The sequence below is a fragment of the Priestia sp. 3CA3 genome (assembly GCF_056836725.1).
On sequence record NZ_JBXENJ010000002.1, the window covers coordinates 738,650 to 763,094 of the forward strand.

Genomic DNA, 24,445 nt, shown 5'->3' on the forward strand with positions numbered 1-24,445 from the left:
CTGTCGTATAGATACAATTATGAAGGAAACTTAGTTGCTTTGCATTATTCCCATTCATTTTTTTGTTGATAAAAAATGTAATGAGTGCTACATTTTAAGAAAGGGGGATGATTGAATTGATAAGTAAAAACCACAAAGCAATGGACAGCAACACACTTTCTAGAAATGATCGAATACCAAAAGCATTACTTATTTTAGTATTAGTATCTTTTTCTGTTTTAACAGGTTTGGCCGTATATCATTATGGCTTTCTTGGTATTTTTTCTCAGGCATTTAACAACTATGCTTCTATGCAAATATTCTTTGATTTATTGATAGCACTAATTCTAGTGCTTGTATGGATGTGGCATGATGCCAAAAAGACAAACCGTTCTTTTTGGCCATGGGCACTAGTCACGCTAATAATTGGCTCGTTCGGTCCCCTTTTGTATCTGTTGCTGCGCAAACGCATTTAGCAGATTAAAAGACTTTGTATTGCAAAAAGAAAGCCTTTTGCAAAATAAAACAAGGCTTTCTTTTTATCTAATTAAGTATTAATCAGCTGTTTCCTCTAGTACAACTTTAATAGCCTTTGCGAGCATCTTTGCTGTACGTGTTTCTTCCTTCGAGGAGTGGTTTAGAGATTTATATAAGGTTCCATCTTATAACACTATCATTTGGAAAGATAATAAAATAAAAAAGATTCTTTTAGATCCCCAAAAAGTAAAGATAATAAAGCAGGATCAAAATCATGCAATGAAGTTTATTGAACTTGTTAAAAAATCATCTAAGTAAACCTTTAATTGTTAAATTAAAGGTTTATTTCTATATATTGTGTTATACTCTTAAACATGTATTACGGTTGTAGAGGAGTTTTAAATTGAAACAGAAAGAGATTTTTTCGTGGATCAAATCCATCATTATTGCTTGTATCCTGGCTTTTGTGGTGAGAGAGTACATATTTACGCCTATAGTAGTAGACGGCGAATCGATGATGCCTACTTTAAAAGATAGTGAACATATTATTCTTAATGAAATGGGTAAAAATAACCCAGATAATATAAAAAGATTTGATATTATCGTTTTTCACGCTACAAAGGAAAAAGACTATATTAAAAGAGTAATTGGTTTACCGGGTGATCATATAGAATATCGCAATGACACGCTATATATAAACGGAAAAAAATATGAAGAGCCTTATTTGGATCAATACAAAAAAGAAATAGTAACAGGCCCGTTAACTGAGGATTTTAAACTTGAGGATTTTACAGGCAGCAAAACAGTTCCAGAAGGTCAATTGTTTGTCATGGGAGATAATAGAATGTATAGCTTAGATAGCAGATCACCTCAAGTAGGAACAATCTCCGTAGACAAAATCGTAGGAAAAGCAAAATTAGCTTATTGGCCTTTAAAAGAATTTCAATGGATTAAATAAAGTCTTTAAAAGCTCCCTTATTAAAGGGAGCTTTTTCTATTAAATACAAACTAAAAAATAACGATATTTATGTGCTTTACCTTTATTATTTCTCCGCTACTATATTCAGTACTGCAGCTGCTTTTGGCCACCCCACGTAAAAAGCCATATGAGTTATTAGTGCAATAATTTCTTTTTCAGTCATTCCATTCTTTTTTGCCAGCTGCAGATGAAAAGACATTTGTTCAGTGTTGCCAATACTGATTAAAGCAGAAAGTCACAAAGTTAGGAGCAAGATCTCTCATGTCGTTCAGCAGCTTAGAATTAATACCGTTATTCATATTTATTGTGCCTCCTTTTGATTAACCATTTGTGCGATTCCTTGCCCAAATGACCAGTTTTCAAGGGTTGTTTCGTTTACTGTAATAAAGATATTGTTTGTAGAAAGGTCTAAGTCAGTGTGAAGTCCCTCTGCAATGGACTGATGTAGCTTCTTTTTCTGCTCGATAGTTCTCCCCTGCCCACATGTAATAGAAGGAAACTTATTGAACGTAATGAATTTATCTATAAAAAAATCCTTTGCTTCCAGGGCAAAGAATTTTTTTGCAGTTATAGAGAGCTTTGTCCCTTTTACAGATTAATATAATACTCATCCACTATCTCTATCATGAGCATAGTTTTTTGATAAGCTGTCTTTAAAGTCTTGAGGAAGCTTCATATTTCTAAAATTTAAGCCAATTAAATCTTCAACATCTTCATTTAAATACGACCATTTAGATGGTGATGTCATTAAATGGTCTAACAAAACAGATTCATTAAAACCTATGACACATATATCTAAGCTCCTTTCTCCCCATATCGCCCACTGCTTAGAAGAAGAAAACCATACCACCTTCTCTGAATTATAGTAAGGGGCATCCGCAGGGTAATCCTCCGGTCCAATTTCTAAGGCATTCCTATACTCTTCACTTGATAAAGAAGTAGGAAGCTTCAAGTAATTAAAATAGCCAAACTCTTTATAAAAATAGTTTGTGGGGTGTGGATCTAAAACCGCAACTGTAACTTCCTTTTCACTAAAGATTTTTGTTAAATATTGTACGGTAGGCCAAAAATCATCACACATCACCCAATAGAACTCTTCAAATAAATAATAATCACACCTTTGGTTAAATACTTGGTCAGGCAATTCCTTATTTGTGTTAAAGATACTTTTTAAATTTTTATTAGTGGATTGAAATTCTTGGATATCTTTAATGAAGAAATTTGTGGGCTTCACAGTTTAGCCTCCTTTTTTATTAACTGGGCGTATGTTTGAACGGCGGGATGTTATCAACCTCGCACCTTAGTTCATAAAATTGCATGATTAAGGGGGGGACATGAGAATCATATTTTAAATCTTCTAGCCTCCTTTTCCCTAACCTTCTATCTACTAAAGCAAGAGCTTGAGAAATAACGTTCTCAGAATTTAGTGCTCGAGCAATAGATAGCTGAGGATACTGGATGAAGGCGTCATAAACATGATCAACGTTAAAAATACCTCTATATTCTAGAATCCTTGCAGTGTAGTCCATATCATCTACCTGGCCAATGAATTCTGGGAAACATTCATATAAACACTCGGGAAAAGGTTTGCTTGTTTTTCTCTTCACTTCCTCCCAGAGGTTATCATGTTCCATTAAATATTCTGCTGAAGAAGCATTAAAAACTTCCTTTTTATCTAAAGTAATCCAAATACGCGTCTGCTCTCCACGAGAAACGTTATATTTAGTTAGATGAATACTCAATCTATGCTTCAATTTACCACAGATTAAATTCCCCATATCTTTCTTTACTTTTGTCCATTTCATACTATCCTTGTACCCCTATTCTTTCCTAAAACTATACGCTTCAGCTTATAGAAACATTATATTATATAAGATATTTGTTTTTCCTAATGTATTCAGCATATCCATATACCTTATCAAGATCTATTTCTTGCTGCTCTTTCTCTTCTAAGTCAAGCACTCTTTTCTATCTGCGTACGAGTTATGCTAAACCGAATATTCAAACCCCATCAACGCAATAAAGAAGCAGCCTCTCGCAAATAATGAGATTGCTTCTTGTACCTTAAAATTTGTCATACAAATTTCGTTTGCTACCTTCACAACAAAAATAGTTTGTGATATACTTCACATATAAGGATCTTCATATGAACTAACAAACTCTTGAATGTAAAATAGAAAAAGCTATTTCACTCCGATGCCAATACGATTGAAATAGCTTTTTTTATGCTCTTATTTCCATCACCCCATCCTTTCTTAGCTGTACGTTGTTTGGGTCTGCTTCCACTTGCTTCTGCATGTGAAGCGCGATCTTTTCAAAATCTATTTCATCATACTTGTTCATAGTCATACTCCTTTTAAATAAAAAACGTAAAAGCCGCCTCGGTTTGTCAGATAAGGCAGCTTTCACGAGAAATTTAATATAGAATCTGTTTTACTATGAATTATAGTATACTTTTCCGGTAAACACTATATTTTCCTGTAGAGACACACTCGTCTAGGTAGAGAATATAGTTAACTATAAATTTAATGATAAATATGATTTAGTTATTGATCATCATCTATTTCATTTTATAAAGCGTAACCGATGGTCTACTATAATTGAATGTCTGAAATGTTGAGCACTAAAGAAAGAGAATGAATGATGGTTGGTCTATAGAAATGTATCAATCTTATTCGTTTAAAGACGACCATAAAAATAAGAGTAGGATTGTCATGAAGTTAATAAGGTTGTTGTAAGAAAATTATAGTTAAAACACTAAAGCCAAAGAAATGTATAGCCTTCTATGGCTTTTTTACTGCTGGTAAATCTGCGTCATTCTCTAGTTTAAAAAATCCCTTTTATATCGAACAGCAAGATATATACCTGAAGCAATGAATGCAATGGAATATTTAAATAAGAAGAAAATTTGCCACATATATTCTTTTGGGAAAATCAAGTCGCACAAAATGACTCCACACAGTACAACGAGGGCACTTTTTAAACCGATTTGACTTGTTCTTTCGTCAGACACACTCATGCCCATTTTCTTTTGAAAAACATATATTAAAACCGCTCCTACTATAAGAGATATAAATCCAATACAAATCAACATATTCCAGTTACTATTCGATTGTTCTGTCCAGGTTCTCAAAGGAGTAAAAATGGCATTTTCTATTTTGTCAGTTATCATTTTAATCCCTTCCTTTCACATAACTAAAAATATCGTTCACATCTACGTTAAAGAAATCAGCTATTCGAAAAGCTAAAACAAGAGAAGGCGAATAATTATTCTTCTCCATCACATATATAGTTTGTTTAGATACTCCAACTGCATCAGCCAATTCTTTTTGAGACATCCTGTTTAAAACTCGGTGCTCATACACTTTATTTTCAACGTAGTCACCATTTTTTTCTTTCAATGTAATCACCTTCCTTTTTTGACCACAACTATATAATACAACAAACTTTGATAAAGGTAAAGTAAACTTATACAAAAGATAAATATTATTATACAATTTAGGGAAATAAAAAGAGTTAGACTCTTAGCGAGGAGTCTAACTCTTTTTCTATTTCAACATCAAAAAATAAAGTACTCATTTCCTTTTACTGTTTAAAAACGGTTCATTTTCGTTTCTTCGCTAAAAACAATATTTGTTGATTAGTTAAATCCCATTAAGTTTTTCACCTGTTGAACATTCTCTAAAGAAGTTAATTTTTCTAATAGTAAAAAGGCCACATCAAACCCGGTGCTGGGGTTTGAGGAAGTAATTATATTGTGGTCTACGACAATATAATCATCTTGAACAAGTACACCAAATTCTTTTAACTGTGCCCTTCTTATACTTTTAGGGTGATTATAGGTAGTAGCTTTTTTACCTTCAAGAATTCCACTTTTTCCAAGTGAAAGAGCGGCAACACAGACACTGGCTATAGGTTTCCCTGCTGAGTGAAATTCTCGAATAACCTGCAAGAATCTCTCATCGTAAGCATCTTCGTAAAAATTTGCTTCTTCAAAGCCACCTGGTATAGCAAGCGCATCAAATTCTTTTACATTAATATCTGATACTAGCATTTCTGGAATTACAGTAAAATTCCATGTACATGTTAGTTTTGGATGTAAGCCCGCTGTTATTAGTTCAGTCGTGCCGTCTCCCTCAAATTTATTCCATCCAAACACATCTGTAAAAACGCTTGCTTCTACAGCTTCAAATCCATTTGCTAAAAGTAATAATATTTTCTTCATAAAATCATCTCCTTTCAGTAAATTTTATGAAATATTTATGCAATGTTATATACAAATAATTAGGTTATTTCTAAAGATAGCTTTACTAAATTAGGTAATTACTTGATAATAATTAATAAAAAAAGGTTGACGATAAAATGGACGTAATAGATAGAAAAATACTTCATGAACTGCAGGCAAATGCTAAGATTTCAATGAAAGAATTAGCTCAAAAAGTTTACTTATCTTCTCCTTCTACCATTGAACGAGTGAGAAGGTTAGAGGAAAACGGGATTATAAAAGGCTATAAAACAATTGTTGATGCAGAAAAATTGAATAGAAACATAACTGCGTTTGTTTTATTTGAAACGACAAAATGTAAGGATCTTGCCGCGTTTTGTAGCGTTCATCCTGATGTAATGGAATGTTATCGTGTGGCAGGAAAAATAAGTTACATAGCAAAAATATGTGCAGAGTCCGTACATACTTTAGAAGAATTTATTGATAAAGCTATGGAGTTTGGTACACCTTCAACAAACATCGTTTTATCATCACATACGAATATGTAATTCAAATTATCTCAAGATACTAGCAGTGAATAACTTTAAAAAATCAATTTATATATTTGTTAGTTAAAAGTATCCAAATTGATTTTTCAAGAGAGCTAAATGAATCAAATTTCATATATGAGCCTGTTCTAATAGGGATTTTTAAAAACAAGGAGGAGGATATACGTGCAAATAAAAAAAGATGAAAGACAGTTATTTTATGCCGGATGTCAATTCGTAGATATAGAAAATCAAGAACATAAAAACGTCTTGCCTCTGCTTATTATGTATCCTACATACAAAGAAGAACAAGTTGAAAAGATGGGACCTTACACGATAAGCGCTGCGCAAGATGCTCCACTTTCAGACGGATTATTTCCTTTAGTCATTATTTCTCATGGCGATGGAAGCACGCCTCTTGCTTATCGAACCATTGCCCAGTTTTTAGCACGTAATGGTTTTATTGTAGGAATACCTCAACATCCATTTAATAATCGAGAGAATAATACGCTATCTGGAACAATAGATAACCTAAAAAATCGCCCTACTCATATACGTACTGTAATCGATTGGTTTTTAAAAGAAAATTCCTTTTCTCCATCCATTCATTCAAATAATATTTCTCTTATTGGCCATTCAATGGGAGGATATACGGCTCTTGCCGTAGCAGGTGGAGTTCCCACTTCTTTTCCTTCTGAATCTCCTGATCAAAAGCCTTATTGTTTATCTGTTGATCGTGATAAGCGGGTTCAATCACTTATTCTTTTAGCGCCAGCCGCCGGATGGTTCAGAGAAAGAGGAGCGCTTCAAGACGTGAATATACCTATTTTAATGATTACAGGAGAAAAGGATACGATTACTCCTTCTTTTCACGGGGAATTTGTGTTAAATGGGGTTCCTGATGCGGAAAAAGTTCAGTATATCGTTGTAGAAAATGGAGGACATTTTTCATTTCTCAGTCCATTTCCGGACTTTATGAAATCTCCTACCTTCCTCCCTTCTCAGGATCCGGAAGGCTTTAATCGCAAAGAGTTTCATGAGGACCTGCAAAACACTATATTGAACTTTTTATTACATTCTTTTTAACAGATTAGTCAGTTGTACCACCTTTTCTTTTGAAGCAATTATATCTAAAGAAGAGCAGTTAAAATCCCTTAGAAACTGATGAGCTTCTAAGGGATTTTATTTGTAACCTTATGCTTACGAATCAGATGCGTCACCCTAAAGAATCCTTGAAGCGGTCAGAATGCCTTTGTTAATTGCATGAACTGATAATGAATGGATTGACGATACTACTTCAAGCTCTTGTCTATCATTTTTTATTTCTCAACTTTTTTGTAAGGCACTGCATGACTTTCTTGCTTGCGTATACTGGCCAAGATCATTATCAGTAACACTAAACCAATACCAACCATAATGGTAGTTTTTCCACTGAAATGAGCTAGCCCACTCAAGAATAGTCCCACTATACCGAAGTCTGAATCTGAAAATGTAGCATTTGATAGACCCAAATCTCCCAACACGGGTATTAATAGAATTGGCATGAAACTGATTAAAAGGCCGTTCACAAATGATCCTAAAATCGCACCGCGTACACCACCCATTGCATTTCCAAACACCCCTGCAGCTGCACCGGTAAAGAAGTGAGGTACTACACCTGGCAAAATAATGATTCCTCCTGATAAAACTAGTATTAACATACTAACAATGCCGCCTAAAAAACTTGAAAAGAAACCAATTAATACAGCGTTTGGTGCATAAGTATATATAATTGGAACATCTAATGCTGGCTTTGAATTTGGCACAATTTTAGAAGATATCCCTTTAAATGCTGGTACAATTTCAGCTAATACCAATCGTACACCAGCTAAAATGACGAAAACGCCGGCAGAAAACATTCCTGCTTGAAGTACCGCAAATAAAATATAGTTTTTTCCGTCACTTAATTTTCCTTCGACATAACCAGGCCCCGCAAAAAGAGCGACAATAACGTAGAAAATCGCCATAGTTAATGCAATACTAACCGTACTGTCTCGTAAGAAGCCCAGCCCTTTTGGAAAGTTAATTTTTTCTGTTGATACAATCTCTTTCTTTCCCTTTACAGCCATCCCCACGAGACCACCAACTGCAAAACCAACTGCTCCAGAATGTCCTAGTGCCACATTATCATTACCTGTTAGTTTACGGATAAAAGGCTGAACGAGGGCTGGAGAAAGAGTCATAAAAATTCCCACTGTTAAAGCACCAAAAAGAATTAATGAAAACGATGTAAAACCACTTACGGATAAAATGATGGCAATCATACAGGACATGTACAAAGTGATATGTCCTGTCAGAAAAATATATTTAAATCGTGTAAAACGAGCAATCAGCAGGTTTACAATCATACCAAAAAACATAATTAATGCGGTTGAAGAGCCATATTTACTCAGTGCAATCGCAACGATGGCTTCATTATTTGGAACGACACCGTTTACGTTAAATGCTGCTTTGAACATTTCTCCAAATGGTGCGAGTGCTTGCTGAAGTATCCCTGCACCTGCTGTAATAACCAGGAATCCAACAAACGTTTTTGTTGTTCCTTTTAGTGTATCTGAAAGATTTTTCTTTTGTGCCAGTAGACCTACTAAAGCAATTATGGCTACTAAAACTGAGGGTTCACTCAGAACGTTAATTAATACATTTAACACCTGATTCATCTCTATCACCTCTCAATTTCTTTACAGTAGATTTTTTTCTTGCAGAACCCCGGTTAATTTGGTACGTAATTCTTCTAAATCAATAATATTATCCAAAATTACGACGTTTCCTAAGCTTGCCCCGCCCTCTGCAATATCTTTTGCAAGAAAGAACACGTCTGCATCCTCTGGTGTTGCAGAACCTAAATCAGAATGATTTACTTCCACCCCGCTTACTCCCATCTCATTCAACAACTGTTGAATATTCATTTCTACCATAAAACTTGTTCCTAATCCTGATCCGCATACTGTTAAAATTTTCATTATTCATCTTCTCCTTTTTTTCGCATCATAGCTATAATTTCAGCTGAAGTTTCAGCTTCTTTTAAACGTTTTAATGAGTCTTCATTTACTAGAAATGAGGTCAATTCTGACAGTGCTTTTAAATGTAATTTGTTATCAATGGCTGCTAGACAGATAAACAAGTCAATTGCATGTTCTTCTTGGTTCAGTAACAAAACTGGTTTCTTCATTCGTAAAAGGGACATACCAAGCTCTTGTACACCTTGTTCTGGCCGGGCATGAGGAATAGCAATTCCTTTCCCTATATGAATAAAAGCTCCCATTTCTAAAACTCTATCAATCATTGCTTGAGTATAGGCTGAGGTAATATAATGCTGTTCCTCCAAAGGTTTTGCTGCCAATTGGATTGCTTCTTCCCACTCTAGAGAATCGTCAGAGAATTGAATCTTATCCTCTGTTAAAAGTTCAGAAAGCATAGGGGCGTAACTCCTTTCACGTGTATGGCTTTGTCTTAAATGTTTCGTTAAATCTTCATAAAGCGCTTTTTCATTTTTAATAGTTGCATATTTTCGTATGGTCGCCATTAACTTATCCATTGGGATAGTTGATTGAACCGGCAAATTGAAATCGGCTGCCACGGCCTGCTGCAAATAGTTTTCCTCTAGCGCTGTTAATAATGGACGTGTTAAATAAACAGGCTTGGATGATTCCAAATAAATAGTTGAAAAAATCATATCGTAACTGTCTGGTGACAGTTTTTCGATTTCTGCAGCCGAATATGATTCTGTAAAATGCAATTTTGGAAACAGTTGTCGTAATTGCGTTCGTAGCATCATAGAGGAACTAATCCCGTTTGGGCAAACGATTGTGGCTTTATACACTTTAGGTTTAGCCTCCAGTTTTCGAACATGCCCACCGAATAAAATCGTAAAATACCCTATCTCTTCATCTGAAATACATTTTCCCGTATATTCAGAAAGTGGCTTCAACGCCTGTTTAACAAATTCAAAGAGTACACCGTGCTCTGTTTTAATTGTGTCAATCAACGGATTTGATAATGGCACTTCACAGATGATTCTAAAATAGGCTGGTACCAAATGTTTATATAAGAGCGATTTTAAAATATGCCTTTCCTTAAATGGTACTAATATTAAGCGCTCTACTTCTGAAATAATAGTACTCGATACAAGGTCAAGCTTTTCATCAATATGGAGCTCGTCTATATTCTGCATAGCAGACAACAATTGAACCGTTAGATAGATAACCTCTGCTTCAGCCACTTCATCAAATAAATAAGCTGATAGCTCTTCCCCCATTTTTAGTAAGGGCTGTTCTTTCATTAATTTAATTTGCTTGATTGGTAGAATCAGTTTATGATGCCCAGACCTGCACTGTAGAAATAAGAGTTCATAAACTAGCTGATCTAGCCGGTTACTAACAAAATCAATCCGATATTTTTCAGCTAAATCATTTACGTTCTCTCTAATTGCTGAACCTGTATTTTCATAATTCCAACTATTAAGAACCTGCTTCATCCCTGAAATGCCCATTGGCAATTGCAAAAGTGTTCCAATACAAATAGTTGCAAATCGACGCTTAAGTCTCTCTTCTCCCTCTAGATGAAAGCCATCTGTCCGGTTATAAGATAACTGAATGCCTTCTTTCTCACAATACGAACGAAGCTTTTTAATATCCGCTAGTGCTGTATTCCTGCTTACCTGCAGAAAAGACTGATAATGTATATTTGCTATCGGCTCTTTTCTTATATACGTGTATAAATAAATTAAGTATATCCGCTCAGTCTCTTGAAAAACTGACTGCTGACGGTTAAGCGATGTGCCTTCTAGTTTCCAATAATTTTTAATTCTTTCATCAACCTTAAATTCTATATCAATCACTTGAATTTCCGGTAAATCTAAATTGCTTAATGCATTGTTCAACTTATCAAGCGTATAAGCAAATTGTCGAGGTGATAAATTTATTTGAAGTCTCAACTCCGGAATTGATAACTTCGGGTAATTAATCATCTGCTCAAGCAGCTGCAATGATTTATGATCAAACATCTTATTATCCTCCTCATGTTTATTATAAAATAGAAGTGTTAGCGATTACATAACTGTTCAATCCAATCTTTGTTGTCGTTTTAGAATAGCCATTGGGCTGAAGGTTATATTTTCCATTTAAAAGTTTAATATAACGCACCACAGAATGACAAACGTTTATTTTTTGATTTTTATCTTTTAAATCTATAGTAAAGCAATGTAAATGACCTCCCTTACTATAGTAAGCTTTTCTATCGGCGTAAAAACAAAAAAAGAAGCGACCCTTCGGCAGCTTCTTTTACTATTTACCATCATGATTGGAACTATTGTCACCTACAAAACCATCACTTACATTCAGTCTCTTAAAAACGAAAGCAGCGCTTCGTTAAATTCATGTGCATGCGTTGCATTTAAGCCGTGAGGACCGCCTTTTATTAAAGCTAATTTCGAATCAGAAATGGCTTCATGCGTTCGCTTTCCGCTATATTCAAATGGAACGATCTCGTCTGCATCACCGTGAATAATAAGAGTCGGTATTGTAAACTTAGCTAAATCGTCTCTGAAATCCGTTTTGCTGAAAGCAGCTATACAGTCTAATGTTCCTTTGGGCGATGCAGCTGCTGCAATATCCCGGTTGTACAGTCGAAATGGTTCGCTGACTAAGCCCTTTCCGTCTTTAGCTCCAAAAAATGTTTTTGTAAAATCATCAAGAAAAGCTAAACGATCATTTTTTACGCCGTTTTCAAATTCTTGAATGCCTGCGTCACCTAATGCTCCTTCAGGATGATCCTCTGACTTGTAAAGAAATGGTGGTACGGCTCCTGCAAATACGGCTTTTTCTACTCTATCTGTGCCGTACGTTCCTACATAACGGGCTACTTCTCCGCCACCCATCGAAAACCCAACTAGTGTCACATTTTTTAAATCCAACTGTTCTAGCAGCTGATGTAAATCAGCAGCGAATGTATCATAATCGTAGCCGTTCCATGGCTGAGAAGACTTGCCGAATCCTCGGCGGTCATACGTGATGACTCTGTGTCCAGCCTCAATAAGAGCCGGAACTTGATATTCCCAAGACCGTCCGCTTAGTGGCCAGCCGTGAATTAAGACAACCGGCTTTCCTGTCCCGTGATCCTCATAGTATAGTTCAATAGGTGCTTCATTTTCTGTTCCTACCGTAATTTTTGCCATTTCGCTACCTCCATTATATAGTCATTCTTTATTTGGTTAAGTGGTCGTAAACCTAGCGTAGATCATAAAAAAGATCGCTAATTCTCCTATGATGAGAGTGCTGGGAACAATCAGTATTAAGTTAATAATAAAAAACAGTGCTAAAATTCCTAAAAACATTCCCAAGTGATACACTTTCAAACGATGTTGTTCAAATCTATATTGGTGAAAAACAAGAGTGGTTGCCATGAAATAAAGCAGCACGGATCCGAATACAAAATATAAGCTGAATGTGTACTGAACTTCATGTAAAAACATGAGCTTAATCGATGCTGCAATCATGCTTAGAGACATGAGGATAAGTAAGTGTCCGTAAATAATCGTTTGTCCGGCTCTTTGAATAGACTTGTTTACTTTCTTTTCTACATTCTCAAAGTACTGCCACCACATAGCAATAATCAGGACAAATGAAATAACCGAAAATAAAATGGTATTCCAGTCCCCTTTTTGTGGCTGTATCACAGCAAGAATGCTGACAACGGATTCTCCAAACAGGATTAATGTTAACAAAGCAAAACGCTCTAATAAATGAGCGGTATTGGTCGGTAATTTTGCCAGTCTATTATGCCCTAAAATAGGTAAAATCATATCCACTGCAATTCCTGTATACAACACGGCGTAGCGAATCCATGAATCAAAAAAAAGCGAAAGAAGCGAGATAAAGATCCCAATCCCAAAGCACGTGCCTAAAAACACAGCAACTTTTTTTCTTTCATCTCGTTCAAATTTTTGAACAATAAGATACTGAAGAGCGGTTAACGCTCTTAGTCCAATATAGCCAATCAGAAAAGAGACGTAATATTGATCAAAATCTACAGACAGGCTTGAGATCATGATAAGAACAAACAGCATTTGAAGAATCATAAAGATGCGCTGATGCAAAAAATCCTGTCCAAACCGGTTGATAAACATCGTTTGTCCGGTCCACGCCCACCATATAGGAATAAAAATTAGTACAAACTTTAACAAGTACTCCCCATGAATATACCCTTGTTCAACGTGAAGCAAAACATGCGTAGCAGTAGCAACCGCTGCCACAAACAACAAATCATAAAAAAGCTCCAGCCACGTAACTTTTTTTTCTTCCACTACTCCGCATCCCTTCCTATCATTTATAAGCTGTAGCGAATGTATTTTATTTTATATACAAGAGATGCATACTTCATGACAGGTAGCGTAGTAAAAGCTAGATGAGCCGACTGTTCATCAGTCGGCTCGCCTAGCTAACAATTGCTCTTATGTCGTTACATTTTCTCCGTCACATAAATGCTCCATAGATGCCATTCTACTTTCATGTCTTATATGTAAAGAGAACGACCGATGCCAAAATGAAGCTCCGCTACGTTAAACGCCCTGCTTGCTGAAATCGCGCTGAGCTCCTCTATAGCTGCCCATTAAGTTTTGATAACCAGGAAGATGACTAGAAATTAAATTGCCAAAACCTTCAACGTCGTTGCGCCAGTCACGCTGAAGCTCGCACGCTACGCTAAACCAGTTCATAAGCTGTGCACCCCCGTGAGCCACACGCGTTAATGCTGCATCGGCTACTTGCTTATTAAACGTACCTGAAGCATCTGTCACAACAAACACTTCATAGCCTGCTTTAATGGCAGAAAGCGCAGGAAAAGCGACGCAGACGTCTGTCACTACACCCGCGATAATCAGCTGTTTTTTCCCAGTCGCTTTAATGGCTTTAACAAAGTCTTCATTGTCCCACGCGTTAATTTGTCCAGGACGAGCTATTTTTGGCGCGTCAGGAAACAAATCCACGAGTTCCCCCATTAGCGGGCCGTTGGGTCCATTTTCAAAGCTAGTTGTTAAAATAACCGGTAAATCAAAGAATTTAGCCGTATCACCAAGAGCCAATACGTTGTTTTTAAATTCATCAACACCATAATCACGTACAAGGCCGGAAATAAGGCCCGTTTGGTGGTCAACTAAAAGCACGGCAGCATCATCTTTTGAAAGGCGAGAGTAAAGATCAGACATTTTATCATCCTCCTTAAATTAAGGCAAGTAAGGACACGTACCTTTTCCGTTCCTTACAAGCGGTCTATCATTTGAACGGTTTTTTGGATTTCATTTATGATCTGTTGAGTAAAACATCTATAGAAAGAAAAGCTATTTCTGAGGTGAAGGTTCGTGAGGTGTGTTCTCTTTCTTAATCTAGAACAGGAACAGGCGCTTGATCAATCCAATGAATGAACTGCTGTAAGTAGCGCTGAAGATAGCGTTTCGTTGACTCATCAGTTAGTACCTTTTGTTGAGCATCAACTTTTTCATGAACTTGCGAAATCAGCATTTTTTGAAATGGTAAAACATGAACTTGCATAGCTTCCAGTACTTCTCTCGTTTGTTTTTGAGCAAAAGCGGTACCGAAGCCTCCTGGAGTTGCTCCAATGAGACCAACTGGTTTTCTGTTTAAAACAGAAGAAGTCCGAGGTCTTGATGCCCAGTCCAAAGCATTTTTTAATACTCCTGTAATTCCGGAATTGTACTCTGGACTTACAATGATAACACCGTCAACATCTTGAATCGCAGCTCTAAAGGATGCGACAGATTCTGGTGATCCGTCAGCTTCTAAGTCTTCATTAAAAAAAGGCAGGCTGCTTATTTCGATCCAGCGATATTGAGCTGAGTCATCTAATGTAGTCAATAACTCAGCAATCATTCGGTTATACGAATTCTTTCGTAAACTTCCACAAATAAGACCAATGGTTTTTGTCATCTATTCACCTCCTCACTTGGAATTAATTTCATATTACCATGGTGTTTCAAATATAGATATTAGTTTTATATATAGATAAATTAATTCCTTCTTTGTACCTAATTTAGGGTTAAACTAGCGTTTTACCATTACTAAAGGAATTATTTTAGTAAAATTCAGTCTAATTCTCTCACTTCAAAAGGAATCAAAGCTCTTTCAATTTGATCTCGATGGGTTTCGTACTGTTCAGGAAGCATGAGCTTTTCTCCCATTGTTTCAAGTGACTCATCATGTGCAAAGCCTGGAGGGTCTGTTGCAATTTCAAATAGAATGTCTCCGTGTTCTTTAAAGTAAATCGCATTAAAGTAATTTCGATCTCGGACAGCCGTCACTCCGTATCCGCTATCGGCTACGTATTTCTGCCATTCCAACTGATCTTCATCATCTTTTGCTCGCCATGCAATATGGTGAACCGTTCCAACGCCCATTTGCCCGCGTCCAATGGTTGTTAATTTTAAATCGATGATATTTCCAATGTCAGCTGATGATTGAAAACGTATAAAATCTCCTTCTTGCCCTACTTTTTGTAGCCCCATTACGTCTTCTAATAATTGAGCTGTTTCATCAGGTCGAACCGATAATAACGTAGCGCCTCCGAATCCTTTAATAGCAACATCCGAATTAATTTCACCAGCTTGCCACGTATTCTTTTCACCCTCTTCTCTTTCCACAATCTCTAGATGCAAACCATGAGGATCGTCAAACTCTAAATACTGCTCTCCAAATCGCTCCATCTTTGTAGCTGGAACTCCAAACTTAGCTAATCGCTGTTCCCAAAAGCCCATCGCACCTTTTGGAACCACATAGGAAGTTACGCCAACTTGCCCGTCGCCTATTTTTCCTTGTCGTGCATTTGCCCACGGAAAGAATGTGATAATCGTTCCAGGTTTTCCGCCTTCATTCCCAAAGTAAAGGTGATACGTTCCTGGATCATCAAAGTTTACCGTTTGTTTGACCAAGCGTAACCCTAACACGCCCGCATAGAAATCAACATTTTCCTGAGGATGACCTACAATCGCCGTGATATGATGAATACCCGCTGTTTTTTTACTCATTACTACCATCTCCTTCGATACATTTTTCGTCATATGTTTCGTTATCCCTCTTAAAATTACAACTATTTATCGTAAATATCTCGAATTCGAGATATTAGTCAAAAAATAAAAGCACCTTGCTTATTCCAACCCATTTTCTCTTTTAGAAAATAAAAGTATCTAGTGCATAATAACCTGGTCCAGCAATTGCTACACTGATCGCTACAACTAAAAGCGTAAGGTTATATTCATACCCATTTTGTGTTGCCCAGTATCCATTTGGACCGTGTACTTTCACAATCGCCATAATCATTGTTCCGGCAATCAAAAGTGCTCCAAGCGGCGTAAGAAGTCCTGCAGCAAATAAAGCTCCACCTACTAGCTCAGATAAACCAGCCATTAACGCCATTCTAACGCCTGGCTTCATTCCGATAGATTCAAACCATCCGCCCGTTCCTTTTAAGCCGTGGCCGCCAAACCATCCAAATAACTTCTGAGTTCCATGAGCCATAAAAGATAATCCAATGACCAAACGTATTAACAACAAACCAATACTCACAATTTTTTATTCCTCCTATTTTTTCATCATCTTAAAATCTCGAATTAAAATATCTTGAATTAAGGATAATTATAAAACTATACGTTTTTACTGTCAACATAATTTTTTTATAAGCTGCTTAACAACGTATAAAAAGAATATTCATTATCTTATGTGGATATGAACCTTTTACCTTTTTTAAACATAAAAAAGAGCTTCAAACCTGATAAGTCTTCAGGCTGAATATGATGACTGACTCCAGATCTTATCTATGCTTCCACTAAAAAAAGGAGCATTTTCAACATGAAAATGCTCCTTCTACATGCATTCTATTCCGCTAGAAGAACGTAATCTAGAGCTCCTGCTAGCATAAACGATTCCCTACAATTAACGGTTTACTGAAAAGGTAACAGGATATTCTACCACACCGTACATTTGCGGTGCGGGAGTTCGTTCTATTACTGAACCTTTTTTCACTTGAAGATCCGCACATTTGCTTAGCAGTTCTTCAAACGCAATTTTTGCTTCTAAACGGGCTAAAGGAGCACCTAAACAAAAGTGAATTCCCTTCCCAAAAGTAAGGTGCTGATTTGGCTTACGATCCGCTTGAAATACATTCGCATGAGGAAATTTTGCTTCATCTCGGTTAGCTGATGCTACCCAAGCTGTCACCGCGTCCCCTTTTCTAATTGTCTTACCTCTAAGTTCAACATCTTTTATAGCAATACGGGAAGGTGCCTGTACGGGTGGATAAAACCGCAGAACCTCCTCCACCATAGTTGGCACAAGTGAAAGATCATTTGTCACTTGCTTTTGCAGACTTGGTATTTCAGTAAGAAGCCGGACTCCATTTGTAATTAAGTTTGTCGTCGTTTCGTTACCAGCAGCTAAAAGCAGTATACTAAATTCTAATATTTCGCTATCTGTAAGCTTACCTCCGTCAACTTCTGATGAAAGTAAAGCTGATATGATATCTTGTTTAGGATCTAGACGTCTTATATGCACAATTCTATGAAGGTATTCCTTTAATTCATCGCGGGCTTTCTGTTGTTCATGCTTCACTGCTTCATACGCTTCAGGCTTATTTTCGCTTACCCCTTTTACAAGGATATCTGACCATTCCTTAAACTTCTCTCTGTCCTCGGCCGGAACGCCGAGCAAATCAGCAATGACGATGACGGGAAGCGGCATGGCAAAGTCATGAATCATCTTCATTTCTCCTTTATCCATGACATGTTGCAGCAGCTGGTTAGTAATGTCTTTAATACGAGGAGCAAGATTATTAATTTCTCTAGGCGTAAATGCTTTATTAACAAGATCGCGCATTTGTTTGTGACGCGGAGGATCCATCCTTAATAAGTTTTCTCCTTCTACCATTCGCTGCTGCTGAGAAGAAAAGAGCTCGTGGTGTTTAAGAACGTAGTCTACATCTTCATATAAAAAGATATCCCAGCACTTTCTTTCCTCATCATAGCGTACGGGATTTTCTTTTCGAAACATTTCATAGATTGGAAACGGGTTAAAATACTTCTCTTTTGTATTTAATTCTTTCATGGGCGTTATTGGGGCTAAGTTAATCACTTTTTTGACAGCCATTACATACATCTCCTTTAGTACGCCAAACTACTACTTTATTTAACGAACAAAATATAGTGAATTAAAAGTTTATAAGTTGTATTATACAACTTATAAATAATTGTCACAATAGTATTAAATATCTGTTTTTTATAAATCTACCTGTTGTTTAATAACAAAAAGAATTCTCACTTTAAGAACGCCAAAAATTGATCTTACATAAAAAGGAATTACAAAAAAGAGATCCTACAGCAAGATAGTACGCTATCTGGTCTCTTTTTTCAGCCTTTTCGTATTTAGATAGTCTACTTTAGATGAACTTAGACGTCTGGAGCCATTTTTAATTTAGTTCTGTAAATCATAATCTAACTCTTACCTCCGTCCCGTCAGCAGCTTTGACATCTACTAGCACCATTCCCTTATGTTTCTTTAGTTCCTTGACGATAGGCTTTAGCACGCTTTTATCTATTAGCGGAAAAGTAAAGTTCAGCTCTTTTCTTTTAAAATGTTCTTTTGTCCATTTATCTATATGCTTCTGGATAAATTTCGAAAAAGCAACGCTAATAGCAACGTTTAAAAGAGCATATGGAATTGGGATACTAAACCGAGCTTCTTTGGTTTTCACTTTTACATGAATCATAAGCGCACCGTTACTCAATGATGACTGAAACGGTATCTCCGTTCGCCGATTTAATATCAACAATCTGGCCATCTAACTCGTTTTCAATTGCTTCAACAATCAGATTTATGTCTATATCTTTTACATATTTTTCTGATTGAGGAATACTTGCTGCGATGCTGTGTCCAGCCATTAACACCAGCTTGACAAGCTTTATTGGCAAATTAACCTTCACATTATCATTTTCAGTTGAAACAACTCGAATTTTCAACGTTTTATCTAAATACGCATTCCGTTTCTTCAAAAGTTTATTGCCTGTTTCTTCTTTTTCTTTTAATACTTGAATCAGTTCTGATCCCTTTTCTGCATCAATTTTTCCTTCTTGAACCATTGTTAACACTTTTGTAATTTCCTCTTTCACAAAAATCCCCCCTATTCTTCTTTTAAGAGCTTGATGGCTTCTTCTGCTGTAATTTCACCATTTTCTAACATAGACACAACTTTTTTCTCGTCTACTTCGTTTTTCTTTTTTTCTACATATCCAAGAGATGAAATGATGTCAGTCAGCTTGCCTCGGACGGTTGGGTACGAGACGCCCAGTTCTTTCTCAACTTCTTTGATATTTCCTCTGCACGTTAAAAATACTTCTACAAAATGAAGCTGATCACTCGATAAAGATGCCAGCTTAGATAATTCAAACTCATTTTCAATCGTCGTGTGACAATGGCTGCACTGCAGCTTGGTAATTTTTAACGTTTCACTGCAGACAGGACAATTTGTAAGTACTTTATAAGCCATAATCAAATCTCCTTCTTTTAGTTAATTTGATTATACAACAATTATTTAATATTAAAAACAATAAAATTAAATAATTTTAACTAATAAATTAAAAATTTAAATGTAAATTTCAATAATATTAATAATCTATTTTAACTCATCCACAAAATTAAATAAAAAAGAGAAGGATAAAAGCCTTCTCTTAAACTACATAATTGTTTTTAAACTATCATTCAACCACTCTATTTATCCTGCAATTTGAGCCCTAGTAAAAGTCCCATTTATATTTCCTTCTACAACGATACTATGTCCTGCAAACATATCTCCATCAGAAAAATAAAAATCAAAATCACCTTCTGGATAAACGGATATAGTGTCTAAACTCATAAAATCCATAAACATTTCTTCTGTAATTTCCTCTATTTCATCCTCTTCCTGTAGCCAATCGTTTGCTAAATCGACCAGTTCCGCTGCGGCATACATTCTAATTTTTCGGCTCCATTTATCCTTCTCCGCAAAAAGTGTGTGTGCTGTCTTCAGCGCAGATTTCATCATACTTTCATCTTCATGCCAGTCGAAATACAGCTCGCACTGTTCATTCTCCCAAGCAATGTTTCTTTCAAAAACTTTAATACCCTTTTCAAGTGTAAACTTGCCAAATATCTCATCATGATAATAAACCGGCTTTACTGATTCTTTTACTATCGTTTCTAACTCTCCGTCTTCATACTCTGGTTCCAGAATGTTAACGAGCATCATTGAATCCGTTCCCGTACGTACTTGTAGCTTTACAACGGTATTACTTTGCAGTAGATTCATTGCTTTTTCCACTTCTTCCTCGTCCACTAGCCATCTAAGCTGTATCTCTTCTTTTTTGACAGCTTCATTTTCATCTAAACTTTTCCATGCGATTAAATCAATTGATGCTGTCCATAACGTCTCTTCACTGGACATTCCAGCACCAATCCCTACTGAACCTGTAACCGCTGCTATGTCAATTACGTCTTCTGAGAACTCTTTTTCAAATGTCTTTTTTTCATTGAATTCACTCATTTAATATACATTCCCCTCTTTAACTGCTGTTGAAAAATTCGCCCTAAATATATAGTCACAAACTGATATGTTAATTCTCTGCTTTTATCTCTTTATAGCGGTCCACCTTCAAAACCAATAGGCCATCCGCTTCTATTGAACTTTACTTTATATTGAAATACATTGGGATAATCGCCGTAAACAAAAGCTAAATAACATCCTGCAAGAATATGTCCGTCAAAATTTAAAAGCTGCCCAAAACTTACAGCGGACAGATAATAGACACTAAATTTTTGTGCAGAAATGAACTGCTTTAAATACTCGAATGACCTTTTAAGATAGATATGTAATTGTTTCAATATACAATCCGCCATTTCAACAAATTCCTCATATGGCTTTTCACTATTTCCCTCTATCGTAATTTCAACTTCTTCCCATTCTCCTATATCCGTACTCCAAAACCATCGCCTTGTAACTGGGACTTCAGCTTCATTTTCATCAAGTGGTTTAGATAGAACAAGTTTTTCATACCCATTTTGTTTGAAGTTAGAGATTGTATAGGTCCGTTCACAGAACTCAAAATCACTCATTTATTCCTCCTCCCTTCCATGCTTTTACTAATTATGTAGAAATATGTTTTTAAGTTTCTACGTTTAATTTTAGTATTACACAAAGCAGACATCAATTGGATTACTCAGCCTCTTTCAATAAAAATTCTTACGTTTTTCTGATTACTGTTACTATAATAAGAAAGAAGCACATTACCTATAAATTATAAGTTGGAGGGCTAACCAATAAATAAGAAAATCGCTAATATTATCGTCTTTTTTGTGTGGTTCCTTTTCTTGTTCCTTCTATGGATCATCTTCTCTTTTTCTAACGGGCAAGATGGCCAATGGTGGTCCATGTATCATTTGAACGCGAATCAATATGGTCCTTGGGCTTTAGAGATTTCTTATATAAAGATTAGTGTTGCTGCTGTTATTTTCTTAGTAATAGCCTCTATCATAAGTTTTCGATCTAAAAGAAAAAGATAAAATCAACTAAGATACTGCTCGAAAAAAAGAGTTTCTACCATAGTTTTTATCTTTCTAACTTAAACCCTTCCCCAAACCTAAAAAAACACCTCCAAGTTATTGTTAGGTACTACATACCCGTTTTTTAACTTAAAGGTGTTTTTTATTTGTCTCACTCCATGGGGTCAGTCCCTACAATGGTCTGTGTTTTTTATTAATGCGCCTTCTGTTCAACATTGACTCTCTTGATAAAGAACGAGATAACCAATCCAACAATTGAAACAATAATCGCAAAGACGAACGCATGTTGAACACCGTTGGTAAAGGCAAGAACTTGGTTTAATGGATCCATTTTATCTGATACCGTCTCAAGGAAGCTCCTTGAACCTGATGACAGAATCGAGATTCCAACAGCTGTTCCAATTGCGCCAGAAACCTGCTGCAAGGTGTTCATAATCGCTGTTCCATGCGGGTACAGCTCCGGTGGAAGCTGGTTTAAACCATTTGTTTGAGCTGGCATCATAATCATCGAAATGGCGATCATAAGCGCAATGTGCAACCCAATGATAAACCCTGTTGACGTTTCCAGCGTTACGGTTGAAAAACCATACATGGTGCCGACTACAATCAAAAGACCAGGAATAACTAGCCATTTGGGACCAAAACGGTCAAATAATCCGCCCATAACCGGTGAAAGAATTCCGTTAATAACTCCTCCTGGAAGAAGCATTAGGCCAGCGGCAAAGGTTGATAAAGCTAATGATGTTTGTAAGTACAGAGGTAAAATCATCATGGCAGACAGTAGTACCATCATGCAGACTAGAATTAATAAAAGACCAATTGTAAACATTGGATACTTAAAGGCTTTAAGGTCTAACATTGGCTCTTTCATCTTCGTTTGACGAATAGAGAAGGCAACTAGTGCAACAGTTCCAATCACAAGAGTTAGAATAACCTGTAGACTTCCCCAGCCCCCGCCTTCTCCAGCGCTGCTAAATCCAAATACAATTCCTCCAAAACCTATTGTTGAAAGAACAACAGAAATCATATCGATTTTTGGCTTTGTTGGTGTGGTAACGTTCTGCATAAAGAAAGCTCCAAACACCAAGGCAACCACTAATAATGGAAGTGAAATCCAGAAAATCCAGTGCCACGTTAATGTTTTTAAGATTAAGCCTGATACAGTTGGTCCAACAGCTGGAGCAAACATAATAACAAGGCCGATGATTCCCATTGACTTTCCACGCTTATGCGGTGGAATAATAACAAGAATCGTGTTGAACATAAGCGGTAAAAGTAAGGCAGTTCCCACAGCTTGCACGACACGGGCAATCATTAGCACCCCAAACGTTGGTGCGATAGTGGCAATAAATGTTCCGATAATCGAGCAGATTAGCGATGCTATAAAAAGCTGTCTCGTCGTAAACCGTTGAAGAATAAAACCTGAAATAGGTACCAGAATTCCTAACGTTAATAGATACCCTGTTGTTAGCCATTGTGCCGTTGTTTCGTGAATACCAAAGCCTGAAATTAGCTCTTTTAACGCCATATTTAGCGCTGTTTCACTAAATAAACCGATAAACCCGGCAATAAGAAACGACGTAATAATCGGCAGCGCTTTGATGTTAGAGCTTTCGGCTGCTGTTTGTTGATTACTCATATTAAATTGTCTTCCTCTCTTTTACGTACTCTTTTTGGTGAATTTTTTCTATCTCAATGATAAGTTGATTAGCAGACAAACGATACATACCGATATAAAGATTAGTAATAAGTTTAAGACATTGTGCTGATTAAGCTTTTTCCTTCTCTTCTCTTTTGACCGGATTGCTTTTTGTCTTCTAAATTCGTTTCTTTCCACAGATACCTCTCTCTCCATTTCATTTCTAAATTACGTATGTAAACTGTTTCCCATTTATGTATATGCTTTTTCAATAAGCAAGATAGAACTAAAAAATGAAAAGAGGAAAGGCACATATTTATACCATTCCCCTGCACAAAGGAAAAATGAATTTCCACTTTGTATCCAGAAATATTGTAACACAGCTATAAGCACTGTTTCTATCTAAAATATACTAAATAATGATATCTATATACCTATGAATAACTAATAGTTCTGAACAGAATGATTGAATTCAGTGTCTCCATTTTAAGATATGTTCATTTTCCGTTTGAAGCAGCTTCGTCATATAAACGATTTGTCCCGTATGATAGGCATAATGTTCAACGGCATATAAGATAACACTTAAGCAAGACTGTATTTTACTTGGTTCTGGAATTAAGGTACTTGTTGTAGAGGGCATTTGTATGGATTTTTCTAAATCGTTAAAATCAAAATTCCCGATAACTTCTTTACTTTGTTGTCGTGTAAGGATTAAATTCTCTATCAGCTGATCAGCGTTCATTACTCTGTTGTCAGTAAACTCTTTAGATCGCTGTCTAATAAAAGGCTTACCACCAATTATGCTGGCGATAAATGCATATTCGCTGCCGGCAAGATGTAAACATAAGTTTCCAATACTATTCGTTTCTTGACGGAGCTTTTTCCAAATGTCATCATCTTCTACTCTACTAATACAAGTTTGAATTATATTCAATTGTGTATCAAGGGATTTAATACTTTCTTTTATGAAGGAATTCATCTAGGTTC

The 24,445-nt window shown here is 36.2% G+C and carries 26 protein-coding genes and 2 pseudogenes; 4 read left to right on the top strand and 24 right to left on the bottom strand.

The features are described 5' to 3' along the window. Positions 1–116 precede the first annotated feature (116 nt). On the top strand, positions 117–455 hold the full coding sequence (locus tag AC1VNJ_RS09035) for a DUF2834 domain-containing protein (protein ID WP_051418592.1): 339 nt from the start codon (positions 117–119) through the stop codon (positions 453–455). Positions 456–859: 404 nt separating this feature from the next. Further along, a complete protein-coding gene (lepB, locus tag AC1VNJ_RS09040; RefSeq protein ID WP_028414835.1) occupies positions 860–1,414 on the top strand; it encodes a signal peptidase I in 555 nt (184 codons plus the stop codon). Positions 1,415–1,499: 85 nt separating this feature from the next. On the opposite strand, the pseudogene AC1VNJ_RS09045 reads toward lepB, so the two are convergent. The 7 genes and pseudogenes from AC1VNJ_RS09045 to AC1VNJ_RS09075 all read right to left on the bottom strand — a co-directional run. Next, positions 1,500–1,670: pseudogene (locus AC1VNJ_RS09045) on the bottom strand (carboxymuconolactone decarboxylase family protein); the annotation flags it as partial. A 66-nt stretch (positions 1,671–1,736) separates the two neighbouring features. Beyond that, positions 1,737–1,928, bottom strand: a pseudogene (locus AC1VNJ_RS09050) (tautomerase family protein); the annotation flags it as partial. A 114-nt stretch (positions 1,929–2,042) separates the two neighbouring features. Continuing rightward, the gene (locus tag AC1VNJ_RS09055) at positions 2,043–2,669 is read right to left on the bottom strand and encodes a hypothetical protein (RefSeq protein ID WP_028414836.1); all 627 of its coding nucleotides are present in this window, start codon (positions 2,667–2,669) and stop codon (positions 2,043–2,045) included. A gap of 19 nt (positions 2,670–2,688) precedes the next feature. Further along, entirely contained in the window at positions 2,689–3,240 is a 552-nt protein-coding gene (locus AC1VNJ_RS09060) for an SF0329 family protein (protein ID WP_482640659.1), read from the bottom strand. 1,016 nt (positions 3,241–4,256) lie between these two features. After that, entirely contained in the window at positions 4,257–4,607 is a 351-nt protein-coding gene (locus AC1VNJ_RS09065) for a DUF2178 domain-containing protein (RefSeq protein ID WP_154992211.1), read from the bottom strand. A gap of 1 nt (position 4,608) precedes the next feature. Then, positions 4,609–4,836 carry a helix-turn-helix transcriptional regulator gene (locus tag AC1VNJ_RS09070; protein WP_028414839.1) on the bottom strand — a complete coding sequence of 76 codons (228 nt, stop codon included), beginning with the start codon at positions 4,834–4,836 and terminating at the stop codon, positions 4,609–4,611. A gap of 239 nt (positions 4,837–5,075) precedes the next feature. Beyond that, positions 5,076–5,660, bottom strand: coding sequence for a DJ-1/PfpI family protein (locus AC1VNJ_RS09075; RefSeq protein ID WP_033580067.1), 585 nt, complete (start codon positions 5,658–5,660; stop codon positions 5,076–5,078). A 137-nt stretch (positions 5,661–5,797) separates the two neighbouring features. Between AC1VNJ_RS09075 and AC1VNJ_RS09080 the strand changes: the two genes are divergently transcribed. After that, positions 5,798–6,208 (top strand): Lrp/AsnC family transcriptional regulator, encoded by a 411-nt coding sequence (locus AC1VNJ_RS09080; RefSeq protein WP_482640660.1) that lies wholly within the window; start codon positions 5,798–5,800, stop codon positions 6,206–6,208. A gap of 165 nt (positions 6,209–6,373) precedes the next feature. Beyond that, positions 6,374–7,273, top strand: coding sequence for an alpha/beta hydrolase family protein (locus tag AC1VNJ_RS09085; protein WP_482640661.1), 900 nt, complete (start codon positions 6,374–6,376; stop codon positions 7,271–7,273). A gap of 233 nt (positions 7,274–7,506) precedes the next feature. On the opposite strand, the gene AC1VNJ_RS09090 is transcribed toward AC1VNJ_RS09085, so the two are convergent. From AC1VNJ_RS09090 to AC1VNJ_RS09170, 17 genes are all read right to left on the bottom strand, one after another. Next, positions 7,507–8,886 carry a PTS ascorbate transporter subunit IIC gene (locus AC1VNJ_RS09090; protein WP_482640662.1) on the bottom strand — a complete coding sequence of 460 codons (1,380 nt, stop codon included), beginning with the start codon at positions 8,884–8,886 and terminating at the stop codon, positions 7,507–7,509. Between the two features lie 21 nt (positions 8,887–8,907). After that, positions 8,908–9,189 carry a PTS sugar transporter subunit IIB gene (locus tag AC1VNJ_RS09095; RefSeq protein ID WP_025753109.1) on the bottom strand — a complete coding sequence of 94 codons (282 nt, stop codon included), beginning with the start codon at positions 9,187–9,189 and terminating at the stop codon, positions 8,908–8,910. Further along, the gene (locus tag AC1VNJ_RS09100; protein ID WP_482640663.1) at positions 9,189–11,231 is read right to left on the bottom strand and encodes a BglG family transcription antiterminator; all 2,043 of its coding nucleotides are present in this window, start codon (positions 11,229–11,231) and stop codon (positions 9,189–9,191) included. The genes AC1VNJ_RS09095 and AC1VNJ_RS09100 overlap by 1 nt, the downstream gene beginning before the upstream one ends. A gap of 333 nt (positions 11,232–11,564) precedes the next feature. Next, complete coding sequence (locus AC1VNJ_RS09105; RefSeq protein WP_482640664.1) at positions 11,565–12,401, bottom strand: alpha/beta fold hydrolase; 837 nt, start codon at positions 12,399–12,401, stop codon at positions 11,565–11,567. Between the two features lie 36 nt (positions 12,402–12,437). Further along, positions 12,438–13,529 carry a low temperature requirement protein A gene (locus AC1VNJ_RS09110; protein WP_028414847.1) on the bottom strand — a complete coding sequence of 364 codons (1,092 nt, stop codon included), beginning with the start codon at positions 13,527–13,529 and terminating at the stop codon, positions 12,438–12,440. 255 nt (positions 13,530–13,784) lie between these two features. Next, positions 13,785–14,429, bottom strand: a complete 645-nt coding sequence (gene ycaC / locus AC1VNJ_RS09115; protein WP_482640665.1) for an isochorismate family cysteine hydrolase YcaC — start codon at positions 14,427–14,429, stop codon at positions 13,785–13,787. Positions 14,430–14,601: 172 nt separating this feature from the next. Next, positions 14,602–15,168 carry an NADPH-dependent FMN reductase gene (locus AC1VNJ_RS09120; RefSeq protein ID WP_482640666.1) on the bottom strand — a complete coding sequence of 189 codons (567 nt, stop codon included), beginning with the start codon at positions 15,166–15,168 and terminating at the stop codon, positions 14,602–14,604. A gap of 155 nt (positions 15,169–15,323) precedes the next feature. Next, the gene (locus AC1VNJ_RS09125; protein WP_328153413.1) at positions 15,324–16,262 is read right to left on the bottom strand and encodes a ring-cleaving dioxygenase; all 939 of its coding nucleotides are present in this window, start codon (positions 16,260–16,262) and stop codon (positions 15,324–15,326) included. 142 nt (positions 16,263–16,404) lie between these two features. Continuing rightward, the gene (locus AC1VNJ_RS09130) at positions 16,405–16,803 is read right to left on the bottom strand and encodes a DoxX family protein (protein WP_034267364.1); all 399 of its coding nucleotides are present in this window, start codon (positions 16,801–16,803) and stop codon (positions 16,405–16,407) included. Between the two features lie 363 nt (positions 16,804–17,166). Further along, positions 17,167–18,375 carry a cytochrome P450 gene (locus AC1VNJ_RS09135; RefSeq protein ID WP_482640667.1) on the bottom strand — a complete coding sequence of 403 codons (1,209 nt, stop codon included), beginning with the start codon at positions 18,373–18,375 and terminating at the stop codon, positions 17,167–17,169. Positions 18,376–18,712: 337 nt separating this feature from the next. Beyond that, complete coding sequence (locus tag AC1VNJ_RS09140) at positions 18,713–18,994, bottom strand: hypothetical protein (RefSeq protein WP_482640668.1); 282 nt, start codon at positions 18,992–18,994, stop codon at positions 18,713–18,715. 10 nt (positions 18,995–19,004) lie between these two features. Then, entirely contained in the window at positions 19,005–19,394 is a 390-nt protein-coding gene (locus AC1VNJ_RS09145) for an SHOCT-like domain-containing protein (RefSeq protein ID WP_482640669.1), read from the bottom strand. Positions 19,395–19,405: 11 nt separating this feature from the next. After that, positions 19,406–19,771, bottom strand: coding sequence for a DUF2089 domain-containing protein (locus tag AC1VNJ_RS09150; RefSeq protein WP_028409887.1), 366 nt, complete (start codon positions 19,769–19,771; stop codon positions 19,406–19,408). Between the two features lie 225 nt (positions 19,772–19,996). After that, positions 19,997–20,803 (bottom strand): DUF2262 domain-containing protein, encoded by an 807-nt coding sequence (locus AC1VNJ_RS09155; RefSeq protein ID WP_482640670.1) that lies wholly within the window; start codon positions 20,801–20,803, stop codon positions 19,997–19,999. A gap of 92 nt (positions 20,804–20,895) precedes the next feature. Then, on the bottom strand, positions 20,896–21,372 hold the full coding sequence (locus AC1VNJ_RS09160) for a hypothetical protein (RefSeq protein ID WP_033580055.1): 477 nt from the start codon (positions 21,370–21,372) through the stop codon (positions 20,896–20,898). A 640-nt stretch (positions 21,373–22,012) separates the two neighbouring features. Next, positions 22,013–23,458, bottom strand: a complete 1,446-nt coding sequence (locus AC1VNJ_RS09165) for a DHA2 family efflux MFS transporter permease subunit (RefSeq protein ID WP_482640671.1) — start codon at positions 23,456–23,458, stop codon at positions 22,013–22,015. 472 nt (positions 23,459–23,930) lie between these two features. Beyond that, complete coding sequence (locus tag AC1VNJ_RS09170; protein WP_482640672.1) at positions 23,931–24,437, bottom strand: DinB family protein; 507 nt, start codon at positions 24,435–24,437, stop codon at positions 23,931–23,933. Between the last annotated feature and the right edge of the window lie 8 nt (positions 24,438–24,445).

What these genes read in the sequence shown, in the direction of transcription:
- AC1VNJ_RS09155 (WP_482640670.1), bottom strand. Translation starts at nt 20,803, where the DNA reads ATGAGTGAATTCAATGAAAAAAAGACATTTGAAAAAGAGTTCTCAGAA.
- AC1VNJ_RS09125 (WP_328153413.1), bottom strand. Translation starts at nt 16,262, where the DNA reads ATGAGTAAAAAAACAGCGGGTATTCATCATATCACGGCGATTGTAGGT.
- AC1VNJ_RS09140 (WP_482640668.1), bottom strand. Translation starts at nt 18,994, where the DNA reads ATGATTCATGTAAAAGTGAAAACCAAAGAAGCTCGGTTTAGTATCCCA.
- AC1VNJ_RS09095 (WP_025753109.1), bottom strand. Translation starts at nt 9,189, where the DNA reads ATGAAAATTTTAACAGTATGCGGATCAGGATTAGGAACAAGTTTTATG.
- AC1VNJ_RS09160 (WP_033580055.1), bottom strand. Translation starts at nt 21,372, where the DNA reads ATGAGTGATTTTGAGTTCTGTGAACGGACCTATACAATCTCTAACTTC.
- AC1VNJ_RS09135 (WP_482640667.1), bottom strand. Translation starts at nt 18,375, where the DNA reads ATGGCTGTCAAAAAAGTGATTAACTTAGCCCCAATAACGCCCATGAAA.
- AC1VNJ_RS09075 (WP_033580067.1), bottom strand. Translation starts at nt 5,660, where the DNA reads ATGAAGAAAATATTATTACTTTTAGCAAATGGATTTGAAGCTGTAGAA.
- AC1VNJ_RS09105 (WP_482640664.1), bottom strand. Translation starts at nt 12,401, where the DNA reads ATGGCAAAAATTACGGTAGGAACAGAAAATGAAGCACCTATTGAACTA.
- AC1VNJ_RS09060 (WP_482640659.1), bottom strand. Translation starts at nt 3,240, where the DNA reads ATGAAATGGACAAAAGTAAAGAAAGATATGGGGAATTTAATCTGTGGT.
- AC1VNJ_RS09100 (WP_482640663.1), bottom strand. Translation starts at nt 11,231, where the DNA reads ATGTTTGATCATAAATCATTGCAGCTGCTTGAGCAGATGATTAATTAC.
- AC1VNJ_RS09065 (WP_154992211.1), bottom strand. Translation starts at nt 4,607, where the DNA reads ATGATAACTGACAAAATAGAAAATGCCATTTTTACTCCTTTGAGAACC.
- AC1VNJ_RS09165 (WP_482640671.1), bottom strand. Translation starts at nt 23,458, where the DNA reads ATGAGTAATCAACAAACAGCAGCCGAAAGCTCTAACATCAAAGCGCTG.
- AC1VNJ_RS09150 (WP_028409887.1), bottom strand. Translation starts at nt 19,771, where the DNA reads ATGGCTTATAAAGTACTTACAAATTGTCCTGTCTGCAGTGAAACGTTA.
- AC1VNJ_RS09080 (WP_482640660.1), top strand. Translation starts at nt 5,798, where the DNA reads ATGGACGTAATAGATAGAAAAATACTTCATGAACTGCAGGCAAATGCT.
- AC1VNJ_RS09120 (WP_482640666.1), bottom strand. Translation starts at nt 15,168, where the DNA reads ATGACAAAAACCATTGGTCTTATTTGTGGAAGTTTACGAAAGAATTCG.
- AC1VNJ_RS09170 (WP_482640672.1), bottom strand. Translation starts at nt 24,437, where the DNA reads ATGAATTCCTTCATAAAAGAAAGTATTAAATCCCTTGATACACAATTG.
- AC1VNJ_RS09090 (WP_482640662.1), bottom strand. Translation starts at nt 8,886, where the DNA reads ATGAATCAGGTGTTAAATGTATTAATTAACGTTCTGAGTGAACCCTCA.
- ycaC (WP_482640665.1), bottom strand. Translation starts at nt 14,429, where the DNA reads ATGTCTGATCTTTACTCTCGCCTTTCAAAAGATGATGCTGCCGTGCTT.